At 55.7% G+C, this 16,314-nt stretch carries 10 protein-coding genes; 5 read left to right on the plus strand and 5 right to left on the minus strand.

Going from position 1 to position 16,314, the window contains the following annotated elements; genetic code table 11:
* The first annotated feature begins 207 nt into the window (after positions 1 to 207).
* Positions 208 to 1,356 carry a glycosyltransferase family 4 protein gene (locus ACZRN6_RS25620; RefSeq protein ID WP_212549525.1) on the plus strand — a complete coding sequence of 383 codons (1,149 nt, stop codon included), beginning with the start codon at positions 208 to 210 and terminating at the stop codon, positions 1,354 to 1,356.
* Between the two features lie 10 nt (positions 1,357 to 1,366).
* On the opposite strand, the gene ACZRN6_RS25625 is transcribed toward ACZRN6_RS25620, so the two are convergent.
* From ACZRN6_RS25625 to ACZRN6_RS25645, 5 genes are all read right to left on the minus strand, one after another.
* Positions 1,367 to 2,224, minus strand: a complete 858-nt coding sequence (locus ACZRN6_RS25625; RefSeq protein WP_212549526.1) for a YsnF/AvaK domain-containing protein — start codon at positions 2,222 to 2,224, stop codon at positions 1,367 to 1,369.
* A gap of 48 nt (positions 2,225 to 2,272) precedes the next feature.
* Positions 2,273 to 3,418: an RNA-guided endonuclease InsQ/TnpB family protein gene (locus tag ACZRN6_RS25630; RefSeq protein WP_212549527.1), complete on the minus strand. Its 1,146-nt coding sequence runs from the start codon at positions 3,416 to 3,418 to the stop codon at positions 2,273 to 2,275.
* Between the two features lie 202 nt (positions 3,419 to 3,620).
* The gene (locus tag ACZRN6_RS25635) at positions 3,621 to 5,018 is read right to left on the minus strand and encodes a TolC family outer membrane protein (RefSeq protein WP_212549528.1); all 1,398 of its coding nucleotides are present in this window, start codon (positions 5,016 to 5,018) and stop codon (positions 3,621 to 3,623) included.
* Positions 5,015 to 6,352: an HlyD family type I secretion periplasmic adaptor subunit gene (locus tag ACZRN6_RS25640; protein ID WP_212549529.1), complete on the minus strand. Its 1,338-nt coding sequence runs from the start codon at positions 6,350 to 6,352 to the stop codon at positions 5,015 to 5,017. The genes ACZRN6_RS25635 and ACZRN6_RS25640 overlap by 4 nt, the downstream gene beginning before the upstream one ends.
* 13 nt (positions 6,353 to 6,365) lie before the next feature.
* Positions 6,366 to 8,126 (minus strand): type I secretion system permease/ATPase, encoded by a 1,761-nt coding sequence (locus ACZRN6_RS25645; RefSeq protein ID WP_212549530.1) that lies wholly within the window; start codon positions 8,124 to 8,126, stop codon positions 6,366 to 6,368.
* 869 nt (positions 8,127 to 8,995) lie between these two features.
* On the opposite strand from ACZRN6_RS25645, the gene ACZRN6_RS25650 reads away from it, so the two are divergent.
* The 4 genes from ACZRN6_RS25650 to ACZRN6_RS25665 all read left to right on the plus strand — a co-directional run bounded on the left by ACZRN6_RS25650 (position 8,996) and on the right by ACZRN6_RS25665 (position 16,296).
* Entirely contained in the window at positions 8,996 to 9,823 is an 828-nt protein-coding gene (locus tag ACZRN6_RS25650; protein ID WP_212549555.1) for a hypothetical protein, read from the plus strand.
* 18 nt (positions 9,824 to 9,841) lie between these two features.
* Positions 9,842 to 11,272 carry a DUF4214 domain-containing protein gene (locus ACZRN6_RS25655; protein WP_212549531.1) on the plus strand — a complete coding sequence of 477 codons (1,431 nt, stop codon included), beginning with the start codon at positions 9,842 to 9,844 and terminating at the stop codon, positions 11,270 to 11,272.
* A gap of 150 nt (positions 11,273 to 11,422) precedes the next feature.
* On the plus strand, positions 11,423 to 13,900 hold the full coding sequence (locus tag ACZRN6_RS25660; RefSeq protein WP_212549532.1) for a glycosyltransferase: 2,478 nt from the start codon (positions 11,423 to 11,425) through the stop codon (positions 13,898 to 13,900).
* Complete coding sequence (locus tag ACZRN6_RS25665; protein WP_212549533.1) at positions 13,900 to 16,296, plus strand: glycosyltransferase family 2 protein; 2,397 nt, start codon at positions 13,900 to 13,902, stop codon at positions 16,294 to 16,296. The genes ACZRN6_RS25660 and ACZRN6_RS25665 overlap by 1 nt, the downstream gene beginning before the upstream one ends.
* Positions 16,297 to 16,314: the final 18 nt, after the last annotated feature.

Here is a 16,314-nt window from a genome sequence, read left to right on the forward strand (position 1 = left end):
ATACAAGCCCGGGTGCAAGTAGACACGCAAAAGCACGGATATTTCCCTGCTGCAGTGATGTCAGAACATATCCACATTGCCTGCGCATGGTAGTCTGCGCGCCCTGTTCGGCCAGACATGCGGCGATCCGTACGGATTTGCGCCATCCAGCGCCGATATTCACCTGAAAAACCTGATGCAACTGAGCGAATTCGAGAAAAACAAGACATGGACATAGGCTTGAGCTGTACCGTCTGGGCTGGCGGCGCACGGACCGGACATCTGGACGGTATCGGTATTTACTCCCGCGCACTCTGGCAGGGCTTGAACGCCCTGAGCCAAGACAACGACCTGCGCATCAAGCCCTATGCCTTTGGCAAAAACCTGCCGGCCATGCCGTTCGGCAACCCGCAGGTACTGGCCAGGGACTTTCGTATTCATACGGTTCTCGGCGGTGTGCTCAAGCTGCCCTTGAGCAACTCGGGCGACATCGCCCGTGAGGTACAGCTGTTCCATGCCACCGACCACCATATTCCGCTGATTCGCGGCGTGCCGACCATCGCCACAATCATGGACGTGATCCCGCTGCTGCACCCGGAGTGGATCAAGCAAGACCTCAAGCGCCTGAAAAGCTGGCTGTTCATCAACAGCATCCACCGCGCCGACCACATCATCACCATCTCCGAATACAGCAAGCAGGACATGGTCACGCACCTGGGGATAGCACCCGAGCGCATCAGCGTCACCCCGCTGGGCGTCGACCCTGTCTACTTTCAGCGCGTCGACAGCGTAGAGCGCGAGGCGGTGCTGGCCAAACATGGCCTGCAACCGGGCTTCTTTCTGTCGATCGGTACCCTGCAGCCGCGCAAGAACCTGCTGCGTGTGCTTGATGCCTTTGAACTACTGCCGCCCGAAGTACGCAAGGCGCATCCGCTGATCGTGGTCGGCCGCGATGGCTGGCACAACGAAGCCCTGCTGCCGCGCCTTGAAGCACTGCAACAACGTGGCGAGGGCCGCTGGCTGAGCTATTTGCCGCAAAGCGACGTCATGGCCCTGCTGCAAAGCGCCGGCGCCCTGGTGTTCGCCTCGCTGTATGAAGGCTTTGGCCTGCCGGCCATCGAAGCCTTTGCCGCACAATGCCCGCTGATTGCCTCCAACAGCACCTCGCTGCCGGAAGTCACCGGCGACGCCGCCTGGGCGGTCGACCCGCACGACGCACAGAGCATCGCTGCCGCCATGCAAGCGGTACTGCAGCAACCTGAAGAACGCGAGCGCAAAGTGCGCCTGGGCCTGGAACGCGCCCGCCAGTTCACCTGGAGCGCCTGCGCGCAACAGACCCTGGAGGTTTACCAGAAGGTGTTGGCGAACAGGCGCTGAGGCCAGGTGTTTATGGACGGTTTTTCAGGGGATCGTCCAGTTTGACCACCTCATCGCGATGCAGCATCGAGCCAGGCTCGGTCTGCACATCGACATCGGTACGGCGCACCGTGTCTCGCACGGTCTCGGTATGGTCAGATGACTGCCTGCCCACGCTGACTTCCTCGACCACACGGGCGGTTTTTTCCACCACGAGTTCTTCGGCGGTTTCCTGGATTTCTATGAAGCCCTCCTTGAAGCTGTCCAGCTCATCGGCCGTGGCAGGACGATCAACCGGATGGCGCTCGATGTAAGCGTGTTCCTCGTGCAGGCTGACGGTCTCCTCGATCGGCCGTTCGGTCACGCGTGAAACAACCCGAACGCGCCCGGTATTGATCACCCGTTTACCGACCCGCAGGCTTTCTTCAATAATCGGAATCGAGGTACGGTCATCCACCAGACGGGTTTCCGCCAGTGGCGCGACCACGTCCGTGACGCCGGCGGCCTCGATATCCCAGGTGGACGAGCGCTCATCGATATCGAACGCGCCGTTGTGCTCCAGAATATCTTCGGCCTGCTCTAACTGCTCATCGGTGTCGAGCGTGATCGTCAGCAGCGTGGCGCCACGGCGGTAGGCTTCCGGGTAAGCCGTCGCGTAACGGTGGGGTTTATCTTCATCGTCGCCGCTGAACAGCGAACCGAAGAATTGACCGACCTTGTGCCCGAACGGCGCGTGATCGTCCTCGGCGCCAACACCGTGCTCGGGCGAGGAAAGCTTGATATGGCTCTCAGGAATGTTGTAGCTCAGCAACTGAGCCTTGGCTTCATTAGCTTTTTCCAGCTCATCGAAGGCAGCGACTAATGTATGCGTCTTGACGTCCTCCCCCACCTCGATCTTCGATCATCGCCACAGGCGAAAAGGAAGGGGATTCCTGCTTCACAGAGCACAGCCCCAGGCTACTTGAGCCATCGGTCTTACACGCTCTCCACAGGCTAGCACCGTGAGTCCCACGGCTTTGATATTCTTTGCAGCATTGGTGTCGCGATCATGCTCGGCGTTGCACGATGGGCATGCCCACATTCGAGTCGAGAGTGATAATTTGGCCAGTACGTGACCACAACCTGAACAGGTTTTGCTGCTCGGGTACCACTGATCAATCCTCACGATCTGCCGGCCCGCCCAGTCACCCTTGTACTCCAGCTGCCGGGCGAACTCACCCCAGGCGGCGTCGGCAATGGCCTTGGACAGCGTGCGATTCCTGATCATGTTTTTGACTTTCAAAGACTCGACGCAGATCACTTGGTTTTCGTTGATCAATCTGCGCGACACCTGATGAAGGTTGTCCTGGCGGGCATCTGAAATTTTTGCGTGCAGCCTGGCCACCTTTCGCTTGGCTTTCAGGCGATTGGCTGAGCCGAGCTTCTTTTTGGCCAGTCGGCGCTGTAGCAGCGCGAGCCGGGCGGCGTATTTGGCCGTGTGCTTTGGATTGGGCTCTTTCTGTCCGTCGCATCGCGTAAACAGATCCGTGATCCCCAGATCAATGCCGATCATGTTTGGCGAAACCGTGAGTTTTTCAGGCTCAAAGTCGCACAGTAAAGACACGAAATAACGACCAGACCTGTCTTTTGAAACCGTGACGGTGGAAGGCTCACCCGGAACGCCTCGGCTCCAGCGAACATCAAGGGGCACCTTGCTTTTCGCAATGAAAAGCTTCCCGTCGACATACTTGAAGGCGCTGCGCGTGAACTCAGCGGACTGACGATGGTGTTTCTTTTTGAATGAAGGGTATCCGGAGCGCTTTTCGAAGAAGTTGGTGAAAGCCTTTTGCTGGTGGCGAAGCACCTGCTGCAGAGGAACGCAGGAGACCTCGTTGAGCCATGCCTTCTCTGGGTCCTTCTTTAATTGGGTCAATGCCGCATTAGCGCCAGTAAAGCCAATTGTCGTCTTGTCTTCGGCGTAAGCTTTGGAGCGAAAATCCAGGATGTAATTGTAGACGTAGCGTACACAGCCAAAGGTTTTCTCCAGTAGCAGTTTCTGCTCTGAAGTGGGGTAAAACCTGAATTTATAGGCGCGCTTGCTCATCGATGGATAGTGCCATCAAGCTGTATTTATGTACAGCCTATGCGGCTACGCCGCGCTCCTTTCCTCCCCCACCTGAAGGAAGGGGTTTCTCGGAGTAATCTGGATGACCTGTGGGAGGGGCCGGTCGGCGCCTCGATCTGCCGGCGATGAGGCCGGCATGGGCAAAGACAATGGCGATGCCGGCCACCGATTGCGCAGCGCCTTAGCGAATCCCGGTCGGGGCCGGTTTGGCGGGTTCTTGCGCCACGGCAGTGCCACCCAGCCAGACGTTGACGCTGTCGATACTGTCTTGCGGTGGACGCCCGGCCCAGCGGTTCAGGATGAACAGGTTGGTGATGAAGTCGTATTGCGCCTTGAGCAGATCTCGGCGGGCTTTGAATTCGGTCTGCACGCTGTTAAGCACATCCACCGCATTCACCACGCCGTACTTGAACGCTTGCTCCGCCGCATTGCTCGACTCTTTTGCCGAATCCAGGGCGTTCTTGCTGGCCCGCACCTTCTCGACACTGGAAAACGCCGTCAGGTACGAGTTGGTGGTCTCCTTGACCACCTGCCGGCGCGCCGCTTCAAGTTCCTGCTCGACCGCCAGTTGCTCGTCGTACAGTCCACGCACCCGCGCCGACGTCGAGCCGCCGCTGTAGAGCGGCACTTTCAGGTTGATGGTCGCCACGTAACTGTCGCTGCGACTGGTCAGCGTGTTGTCGTAACCGACGTCACTCTGCTGCCCGCTGATGCTGAAACCCAGGGTCGGATAATGCCCGCCCTTGCCTTCACGCACGGCGGCATTGGCCACCTCGACATTGCTTTCACGCGACTTGAGCATCGGGTTGCTGTCCATCGCCTGGGTCACCCAGCTTTCCAGCGAATTACCCGGCACTTCAAAGGCAATGTCGTTACGAATACGGCTCAAAGGCTCGACGATCGGCCGGCCGACCAGCTCTGACAACGCTGCACGGCTGATACGCACCTGATTGCGCGCCTCGATCTCCTGGGCGGCCAACAAGTCGACCCGCGCCTTGAGGTCCAGCACATCGGTCTTCTTGGCAAACTGGCGCTCGTACAACGCCGACACCAGATCCAGGTTCTTCTGCGTGGCGCGCCGCTCGGCCATCAACAGCTCAAGCTCGTCGTCGGCCGACAACGCCACGAAATAGCGTTTGGCCAGATCGACCGTCGCCTCCGCCTGTGCATCATCGGCCTGCTGGCCTTTCTGCAGCGTGACGCTCTTGGACTTCTGATACCCCTCCCAGACCGCCTTGTTGTACAAGTGCTGGGTCAGGCTCAAACCGTAGCTTGAGTTGTTATAGATGTCGCGCTCGGCATCATTCTTGCGCAACACCCGGTTGAAACTGCCATTGGCCGACACCTGCGGCAGCAACGTACCGAACGCCTCACGCTCTTTCTCCTCCGCCGACCGGGCACGCAGATAGGCGGCCAGGATGCGCGGGTCTTCAAGACGAGACTGGCGAAACAGCTCCATCAGGTCGATGGTCTGCAACGATTCGCGGGTGACCTGAGGGGCATCGGGTTGTGCGGCCTGGGCCTGGTACGAGACCAGGCCCAACGCCAGAACGAGAGGTAATAAACGCAGCACGGTCATTCCTCGATCATCGACTTGGCAAACATATTGCGCGCAGGCTTGAGCAGGTATTCAAGCATGGTGCGGCTACCGGCGTTGATCAGCACTTCGGCAGGCATGCCCGGTTGCAGGCGGCGATCGGCGAGTTTTTTGATGCCGTCTTCGGTGAGCTTGACGCGTACGAGGTAGTAAGGGGTGCCGTCTTTTTCTTCAGTAAGCCGGTCGGCAGAAATACCCACCACCGTACCTTCAATTATCGGAGTAGTAGAGGCGTTAAAGGCGGTGAAACGGATATCTGTCAGCTTGCCCAGCTCGACACGATCAATGTCGTTGGTCGAAATATGTGCCTCGACTACCAGATCGGAAGACTCCGGCACGATGTCCAGCAACGGCGTTGCCGGGCTGACCACACCACCTACGGTGTGAACCTTCATGTCCAGTACCATGCCGTCTTCAGGTGCCCGAATCACGATTCGAGACAGACGATCCTCAAGGGCTGCGGCCTTCTCTTGCAGATCGAATACATTGGCCTGCACATCGCTGAGTTCATTGACCACGTCAGAGTTGAATTTCTTGTTCAACTGAACGATCTGCAGCTCGGTTTCGCTGATCTGCAACTGGGTCTTGGTGATCGTAGACTCATGATCAGCCACTTCGGATTTGAGCATGTCCAGGCGGCGCTCCTGCTCAAGCAAGCGCTGTTTCTCGACAAAGCCCTGAGCCAGTAATGGCTTGAGTTCGGCGATCTCGCTGCTGTACGAACGCTGCAAGCTGCCTTTGGTACGAATCATGTCCTTGAGGCCGATGATCTGCTGCTTCAACTGACCGATACGCTCACGCTGCACTGAAATCTCGCCCAGCATAGAGAGCTTGCGGGCTTTGAACACCTGTTGCTCGCCAGCGATGGCTTCTTGAGCACGCTGGCTGTCAGTATCCTTGATCACCAACGCCGGAATCTCGTCCAGACCATCGCGCTCGGCACGCAAACGGGCTTCCTTGGCCTTGGCGGACACCAACTGGTTACGCGTCGATTCGTACTCTGCGCTCAATTGCGCCTCATCCAGCACGATCAGCGGATCACCCTTATGCACGGTATCGCCATCACGTGCCAGCAACTCTTTAACGATGCCGCCTTCCAAATGCTGAACCGTCTTGCGGTAGCTCTGAACCATCACCACGCCCGAGCCATACACCGCATTATCCAGCGGCGCCACAGCAGCCCAAGTGCCAAACAGGCCAAAGGTCACCAGTACGATCGTCATCCCGATGCGGCGAATACCGCGATCGGAGGTCGGCATATCATCAGAGTGCTCGTCGTACTGCTCATCGAGCACATTCACTGCTTTACTGCTCATCTACGAATTCCTTTCACGCGCCAGGTTGCGCGGGGGCAACGGCAGTACCGGCTGACGCCGCCTTCTGTTGAGCTTGCAGTTGCGCAGCCTTGGCCTGCTGCTGGGCCAGTTCGGCAATCACTTGTTCGCGGGCGCCGTATAGGCTGATGGTGCCGTTACTAAGTACCATGACTCGATCAAGACGCGACAAAATGCTCGGCCGATGCGAAATTATGAACACCGTGGCTCCAGTTTCCTTGACCTTTTCTAGGGCAACGCTCAAAGCACGCTCGCCGACATCATCAAGGTTGGAATTGGGCTCATCGAGCACGATCAACCGCGGGCTGCCGTACAAAGCACGCGCTAGGCCGACACGCTGACGCTGACCACCAGAGAGGTTGATGCCCTCACTGCCGATTACGGTGTCGTAACCATCAGGCTGCTGCAGAATCAGCTCATGCACACCGGCCATACGCGCAGCCAATACGACCTTATCGGGGTCGACTTTGCCAAAACGAGCGATGTTGTCACTGATGGTACCTTCAAACAGCTCGATATCCTGCGGCAGGTAACCCAGGTGCGGCCCTAGGCGCTCCTTGTCCCAGCTGCTGATATCGGCGCCGTCCAGACGTACTACGCCGTTTTTCGGTGTCCAAATACCCAGCAGTGCACGCGCCAGTGTCGACTTGCCAGCGCCGCTTGGGCCGACGATACCAACAATGCTACCTGCCGGTGTTACGAAGCTGATATTACGGATGACGGCAGATTTGGCGCCTGGCGGGGAAACCACAAGGTTTTCGACCTGAATGTCACCTTGAGGGTCAGGCAACGCCATACGTTGAGGCTCGGCGTTGAGTTGCTCCATGGTTTCGTTCAGGCGAGCATATTGCACACGGGCAGCTACGAAGCCTTTCCAGCTGTTGATCATCTGGTCAATAGGCGCAAGGGCACGACCTAGCAGTAGAGAACCCGCCATCATCAAACCTGGGTTGACCTCATGCGTGATCACCAGATAGGCACCTAAGGCAAGCATGATTGACTGCGCCCACTGCCTGAACGTACGAGATATCGAGCTAAGGATGCCGCCCTTATCGCTTGCCTCAGACTGCAATACGAGAACTCGACGCTGCCGCTTGGACCAACGTGCCATCAATGTATCGAGCATTCCCATTGACTCGATGACTTCGGCATTACGCAAGGTTTTGGTGGTTTGTAGGTTAGCGGCCACGCTTTGCTGGTTAGCCTCAGTGAGAGCCTTACCAGTAAAACGATGATTAAAATACGCCAGCACAACCAAGACGATTGCCGAGGCCACCGTCATCCAGCCAAACCACGGATGGAAAAGGAACATGACCGCCGTATAGATCGGCAGCCAAGGCGCGTCAAAAAAAGCAAACAGACCGTTACCGGTCAGAAACTGCCTTAATGACGTCAAGTCATTAAGCGACTGAGCCGAAGCATCCATACCGCCGCTGTTCAACGCTTTCTTGAAGCTGGCGCGGTATACATCACGGCTCAGCAACGTATCCAGACGGTTGCTGATGCGCACCATAATCCGTGAACGCACCCATTCCAGTGACCCTAATGTCATCATCAAAATGGTCAGGATCAGTGTCAACATGATCAATGTCGGGATACTGGCTGTAGGCACCACCCGGCCAGTAACCTGAATCATGTAGAAGGTGGGCACCAGCATCAAAGCGTTTACAAACAGGCTGAAGAAGCCAACGGAGAGAAAACTGCTTTTGCAGACCTTGAGGGCAGCCTGCAAATTATTTTCGTGTGAACGACTCATAGAATCCGTACTGATGAGGGGCGGCAAAGGCGCGGCAGTGTAGCACCGGCGGTGATGCCGATGCAGCATTAGAGGGCCATCAAGTTAACCAAAGCACCAGTAAACACAAGTGAATCTTTTCCCAATGGTGCTTGCCGGTGGAGGGAAAAACAGTCAAAGCAGCTTTTAAAAACCATGAAAAGTTCCATTTTATTTTCTGTTTCCGACAGACGAGCCGCTCAGGCGTAAGTATCAAAATTAGCTCCTAATGCACCTGCTTACGGACCGAAAACAGTATCTGTGTATAAAGACATAACGAGACGGCATAACTTGAAAACAGCATGAACCGACAACCAAATACAGATGCTCTATTAATTTTTACCAAGAATCCTGCACCAGACCTCAGGCCAAAAATTTTGTTCCCGTACCGAAAAAAAATATCAAAGCGCCTTGTCTCGATGCAGACCTCCTCAGAAGGAAAATGCCCGTAAAGCCTGGCCCGCACACCACGTAACACGATGTTACGTGAGGCTTGTAGATCCACTAGAGTACGACTGGAGCGTGGTCTCGCCCGAAGCTAGAAGTACCATTCGTCGCACTCTCATGGTTCAGCTACTGATACCTGACCCGTGTCAGCGCAGGGAAAATTTCCCACAAGGCTTAGAGAATTTTCCTCTCAACTCAATTGACATTTCCCACAAATGGATTACCCTCTCGACTTCGTGACTCGGAATGGGTCGCCTGAACAATTACATCTAGAGAAGTTGGTTAGCGTCTTTAGGTCGCTAATAGATGTAGCCGCTCAAGATGAGAAGGAAGCTTATTGAGTGCAGTCGCAAAAACACGATGGCCTGAAAATCAATTCCCGGATCACCCTGCTGGAACCCGGGATGTACATTTTCCGCTACGCCTCACAGCCCACTGCTGAAAAAAGCGTCTGCATCGCCTTGCAGCAAGCGCCGCTGGGTAAGGGTGCGATTGACTTTTTCCCCGCTGAAGGCGTGAGCAAGAACATCCTCACCAAGCTGGGCGACTGCATCATCGGTCGCGTCAAAGGCGGCGTCACTACGGTTCTGATCACTGAATACTACCTGGCCAACCATGAGGTTGAGCCGGTGGATTTGCGCATCGACCGCATCGACACCTCTGCCGCCATCATGCGCAATATTAAGCCTACTATTTCCTCCCCGGACACTGCAGCCCTGTCAAATATGACACCTGGCGCTGCCGTACTGACATTGACGGGTCATATCGAACAAATCGGTGACGTCAGTGTCATTAACCAGTGCCTGGGTGATGAAGCCGGGCAAAGCCGCCTTGAAGGTTTCGCTATCAATTGGGCTAACAAGCCTCAAGGCGTAGATCTTGCCTACACCACCACATTGGCAGGTGCTGGCCCCGGTCAAAAAGTAATGACCGGCAGTTTTACGGGCGCCCGTAATAAAGCTGCAGCAATCATTGCCGTAGGCTTCAGCCTCACAGGCCCGGAACGCGCCGACTATGAGTTGGCAGGCCATGTGGTATTTGCCGGGGGTGACCGGCAGGCAATCGTCACCGATCAAATGATTTTTGGACCCAGTGGCAGTGAGCCGCTGGTTGCAATGAGTTTAACGATTACTCCCAGGAACGAGATCAACGCCCTCCGCCATACATCTCAAAGTCAAAGGGAACAACCTGCGATTACGCAGACGGATAGCAACATAGGCCAACTGGCCTGATATGGCAGGAATTGACTCATGGCATTGCAATACGACACTCCAGTATCGAAAACCGCATTCGTAGCCGCTCTGGATGCTAACCCAAGCATCTCCGCTACTACTCTGGATGCAATCAACAGCGTACTGGGCCTGGACACTGCTGAATCTCTGGTAGTTGCTGGTTGGGACGGTCAAGGTGCAGTTGTTGCTCCAGTTGGTCAGGTTCCTGACGTTCTGGCTATCAGCATCGACGGCACTACTGCTACTACTCTGGAACTGCCAGCTGGCACCGAAGACACCAAAGTTATCGTCATCGAAAGCGATGCCGGCGTAACTCTGACTGTCGGTGAAGAAGCTGCTGCTTCTGCTCGTCTGTTCGCAGCCGACGCAACTGTAGCTGCTGACGCTACTGCAGCTGCTGGTGGCATCGCTCAAGTCATCGTTGGCGGTAACGGCAACGACACCCTGACTGTCAACGGCAGCACCAACGTTCTGCTGGACGGCGGCAACGGTAACGACATCCTGACCACTGGCAGCGGCAATGACGTGATCATCGCTGGCACAGGTGTTAACACCATTTCTGCTGGCGCAGGCGATGACACTATCGTTGTTGGCAAAGGCATCGACACTGTCAACGCTGGTGACGGCTTCGACACCATCCAGGTCGAAGGCAATAGCGCTAACTTCACTGCTACTGCTGCTGGCGGCTCGCTGGTTCTGACTGGTACTGGTGGTGTTTCCGCTACTGTTACCGACGCTGAGTTCGTTTCCTTCGCTGACGGCAAGACTCTGGCTGTTGTCGGTACTGAAGAAGAAGCTGAAGCTCTGTCGCTGTACCAAGCCCTGCTGGGTCGTGACGTTGACGCTGGCGGCGCTGCCAACTTCACCGCTCAAGTACAAAGCGGTACTTCGGTAACTGAAATCGCCCAGTCGTTCCTGACCTCGGACGAGCACTTCAGCAACCTGCGTGCTGACTTCCTGACCGACGTTTACTCGTCGCTGCTGGGTCGTGAAGTTGACGCTACCGGTGCTGCTACCTGGCAGGCTCAGTTCGAAGCTGGCGCTACCCGTGGTGAAGTCATCGGCGCAATCGCTGCTTCTGACGAAGCTGCTAGCCTGAGCGACGAAGACTTCGTTTCGGCTCTGTACACTGCCGCTCTGGGCCGTGATGCAGAAGAAGCTGGTCTGAACAACTGGGTATCGCTGCTGGCTTCCGGTACTTCGCGTACTGAAGTTGCCGACACCATCTACGCCTCGACTGAGTCGAACACCAAAATCAACACTGATTTCGTTGATTCGCTGTTCACCAACGCTTTCGGCGCAGACACCAACGAACTGGCCAAAGACTTCGCAGTCAAGGCTCTGGACGGTGGTTCGGTAACTCAGGCAGACGTAGTGATCGCGGTCATCGGTCAGCCTGAAGCTCAAGATCACATCACCAATGTGATCGTGGTACCTGGCGCGGTCTAATCCCCGTACCAATGCAACAAAGCTGAACGCCTCCAGCCGCAAGGCTGGGGGTTTTCAAAAAAAGGGGCACCTTCGGGCGCCCCTCTTTCATTTATCAGCGAAATACCCATGCCCATGTCTAACGATGCCGTACATGAGCGAAGCACGCTCATGGATCATTTCCATCGCCAGCGCCAGAATGGCCAGCATGGCGATGCCGCGGCTTGTCTGGAACGTGCGCTGCAAACCCCCGAATACCGTCCTGAAGCCTTGGTCTGGAAAGGCATACAAGCGCTGCAGGAACAACGCCCCACCCAAGCATTCATCTACCTCACCAGTGCCGCCAATGCTTTGCCCGACAGGGCCGACATTCGTGCACTTGTAGGTCGTAGCATTCTCGCCCAGCAGCAGCCTGAGCTCGCTGCACGGCAACTGACCGCTGCCTGGCAACAGATGCCCGCCGATCCGGCGTTGCGCATCATGCTTTGGCAAGTGCGTAGCAAAACTGAAACGCCCGAGAAACTGCGCAAGCAGATTCTGGCCCGCCTGCCTGAAATCATCGATCCTAAAGAACTGAACCTGGTCCTGACGCTATTGATCGCGCAGCCCAACCCGCCCGCCAGTATTGGCGTGGTCAGTTATCAAGTGGACACGGGAGAAATTCAGGGCTGGGCCGTGAGCCTCAAGAACCCACAAGCGGTCGTTGGCCTGAGCATTCTCAATGCCGGGCAAAGCACATCATGTGCGGCCGACAAACCTCATCCGCTGCTGACACAGGCAGGCTTTCCTGCCACCCATGGCGGCATTCACGAGCGCGTGGCCGATCCGGCACTGACGCTGCATGTGCAATTCAACGACGGCACGCGCTTGCTGGGCAGCCCGTTGCTGAACCAGCCAGCCTTTGTGCCGCCGGTACACGTTGGCAAAACCCGCAGCCGCCAGGAACCGGTCGATGTCCTGATTCCGGTTTACGACGGCTACGAAGAAACCCTCGAGTGCCTGGACAGTGCCATCCGCAGTCGCCGCCTGAACCGCACCGCACACCGCTTGGTCGTACTCGATGACGCAACGCCCAATGCGCCTTTGCGCGAAGCACTGCTGGCCATGGCCGCCGCCGGCGATATCGAGCATGTGATCAACCCGGTCAACCTGGGTTTTATCCGCAACGTCAATCGTGGCATGGCCTACAGTCCGGAGCGCGACGTGGTGTGGCTCAATGCCGATACCCGCGTGAACGGCGACTGGCTGGACCGCCTGCGGGCGGTCGCCTATAGCGATAAAAGCATTGCTTCGGTGACGCCGTTTACCAATAACGGTGAACTGATGAGCTTTCCTGAAAGCCGCATCAGCCACAGCATGCCCACCGCCCAGGAACAGGCGCATCTGGACGATCTGGCCCGCCAGACCGACAGCCCGCCGATGGAAATCGAAACCGGCTGTGGTTTTTGCCTGTACATCAAGCGCCGCGCCATCGTTGAGGTCGGTTACCTCGACGAGGTGCACCTGATGCGCGGCTACGGCGAAGAAACCGACTGGTGCCTGCGTGCCCGATCGCACGGCTGGCGGCATATGGGGGCGCCCAACGTGTTTGTCGCGCACCAGGGCGGTGCATCGTTCGGCGACGAAAAGGTCATACGCGTGGCGTATAACAACGCGATTCTCATGCGCCGTTACCCGGATGCTTCGGCACGCTATTCAGCTTTTTGCCTTTGCGATCCGATCAAGCCGGCGCGGCAAGCCTTGCAACGAGCGCGCCTTGCCGAGTTGCACGAGCAGATTGCAAACAGCACCAAAAGCCAATGGCCAAAAACCGGCCTGAAACAACTGCATCTGCACAAAGGCAGCTTGCCCGATTTACCATTAAGCCTGACATGGCGTCATGCCAACCAACAGACGTGGGTCACGTTGCAAGCCAACTTACACCCCTTGGCTTTGAGCCTCGATTACACCTGGCCTGCCGATCAGGAACGTCTATTGCAAGACCTGCAGCCTTTACCGCTGGATGAGCTGATTTTTCAACAATTGAACGGCTGCCCGGATGCGTTGCTCGACTTGCCAAACCAGTTGGACAAGCCTTATCGCATTGTCTGCCGTGATGATCGGCTACTGGAGCAAGACAGTACGTACGACTGGCAGGCTTTTGCCCGCTTGGCTGCCAGCGTGCAGTTACCTTTTAAGGCCCTGCAAAAACGCTACGTCGCCGTGCTTCCTCATGCTCGACTTGCTTTTGATAAGCCTTTAAAGGCCGTAGCTACAATCAAAAGCACACCTCACATAATGCTGATCGGCGATACATTGCAGCATGAAGAACTTGCAGAACGTTGGCTTGAACTGGCCCGGCGTATTACACGAGAACAACTGCCCGTTATGCTGCTGATCCATACCAACAGTCCTTGGCTTAAGACCTTGTTGAACACCGGCGCAGTACAAACACTGTCTGAAATTAATGGTCTCGGTCTGGCCCAATGCGCAGGCTTGGCCAATTGCAAAGCCGTATTAAGCCTGGAGCGCAATCCGGGTGCTGAATGGAACGCGCCGATTCTGGCGCGCGAATTGGGTCTTGCACTGTATGCCCCTCCGGGTACAGTTGCTGATGAAGCCAGCGCGCTCTCCCCTAAACAGCTACCTATTCAACTGGGCCAAGCCTGATGCCAGAACAAGTCATCAACCCGTCTGATGTCGACTCACCTCGGACCGATAAATCCAGCATTAGTGGCGCCATTACCGGATTGTATGGTGACGTATTGCAAGGCTGGGCACTCGATAGCGCGCAACCGGACCAACGCTTAGTCATCGATATTTGTATAGACGGTGCCAGCGTGGCACTGGTTCGCGCTGATCAGTTTCAGCCAGAAGCTGAAAGAGGCGATCAGTTTCATGGCTTCAGCGTTCAGTTGAAATCACATTGGCTTGAGAATGCTCGGAAGATTAGTGCTCAAGTCGCCAATCAGACCTTTCGGCTTGAAGGCACCTTGCAAGTGCCCGTTTTGCCTGCGGAAGATAGCGCTCCGATTGCATCGCACGTCTGGTACAGCGGAGGGCTGCGCATCAGTGGCTGGGCGTGGGACCCGAAAGCCCAGCATCGTCATGTACAACTTACGGTGCGCGAAAATAGCCGTGTAGTGGGACGCATAACCTGCGACATACATCACCAGGGACTGGTCCATTGTGCAACCAGCGACCATGGCTTCAGTTTCGATTTACCTTGGGAATTAGCGGATGGCAAGCCGCACATCCTCAATATTGAAAACGATCTGGGCCAGCCCTTATCTGGCAGCCCGATCAAGATATGCTGCTGGCCTGAAGGGCTGGAAGGCTTGCTGCACCAGTATGACCAAAGTCCTGACGAACAGACCATGACTCTGTTGACCCAAGTAGCCAGAGAGCAATCGGTGTTCTTGCCCAAAAGCGCAGGTTTTGGTCATTACCCACAGTGGTTTGAATTGTTCCAGCACAGTGTGCCAAACAAAAACCGGCCGCCGCAAGGCAAGCTGGGTGTGTTACTAATCAGCGAAGGGGATGCAGCGCTTGAAAGCATCAGCCTCGGCAGTCTGCGTGGTCAGCGAACAATCCAGTACCAGATCGCCAAAGGCTCGGCCGAAGATATACTGCCTGCCTTGGCTCATCTGCTCAAAGACGGTTGCGATCGCATCGTACCGCTGTTTAACGGTGACCGGCTTGGTGCTCATGCGCTTGAACACCTAAGTGGCCTGTTAAATGATGGCTGCGCTTGGGGTTTTGCCGATTGCGACCGCGACGGACCTCAAGGTGAACGCAGTCTGCCGTGGTTAAAACCAGTCTGGGATATAGACCTGTTCATTGGCGCTGATATCTTTACACCTGGCGCTATCTTCAGCTCGGCGATTCTCAATCAAGCCTTGTCATTGCTGACACCGCTCGATGGCCTGCATGCCCTGAACTGGCATTATTTGCTGGCGGGCATAGCGCTCGCCAGCGAAATGAGTCGAGCTACTGTTGTACATCTGCCCCAAGTTATTTATCACCGACACCATAAAGCCTATGCCAGCCCTGAGCAAAGCGTGGCATTGATGGATCGCCACCAGGCTATAGCTTGGCTATGCCAATGCCTGACGCCGGGATCTTTGGTCAAACCTGTACCTGATTTCCCAGGGTTGTTACGAGCCCACTGGCCATTACCAAGCAACCTCCCACGTGTCAGTCTGATAATACCGACCCGTGACCAGTTCAGCTTGCTAAAAGCGTGTATCGAAGGACTGCTGCACGAGACTGACTATCCTAATCTGGAAGTGATTGTCGTTGACAACCAATCCAGCGATCCGGAGACACTCGCCTACCTCAATCAGTTACCCGGCCGTGGTGTAAAAGTACTGCCCTATCCTCAACCCTTTAATTATTCAGCAATTAATAATTATGCCGTGAGCTATGCTACAGGTGATTTAATTGGCCTTATAAATAATGATATTGAAATCATTGAGGCCGGTTGGTTGAAAGAAATGGTCAGTCAGTTATTACGCCCTCATGTGGGCGCCGTTGGCGCAAAACTGCTTTGGCATAATCGCATGGTCCAGCATGGTGGGGTTGTGGTGGGCGTTAATGGTCTGGCAGCTCATACTGGTAACAACCTTGAACAACGTGACCCTGGCTATCTTGGCATGAATCAGATTAGCCGTCGGCAAAGTGCTATAACCGCTGCGTGTCTATTAATGCAAAAAACCACGTTTGACACGATCAAAGGACTGGATGCCCATGCATTCCCTGTTTCTTTTAATGATGTAGATCTTTGCCTCCGCATTCAACGATTAGGACTGAATCTGCTATGGACTCCCTTCGCACAGCTGATTCATGCAGAGTCAGCTAGCAGAGGAAAAGACCTGACCCCGGAAAAACGCGCTCGAGCGAATCGTGAGCAACAATGTTTTATCGAGCGGTGGTTTAGCGGGGGGCAAAGCGATCCTTATTATCACCCTGCGTTGAGCCTTGACTATTTAAGTGGGCCTTACGGCGGTCTGGCGATACCACCTAGGGGTTCAGCTCAGCGTACCAACATGAAATCACCTATTTAGGTCGGGACCAGTTGTTAA

Source organism: Pseudomonas sp. A125 (assembly GCF_055409485.1).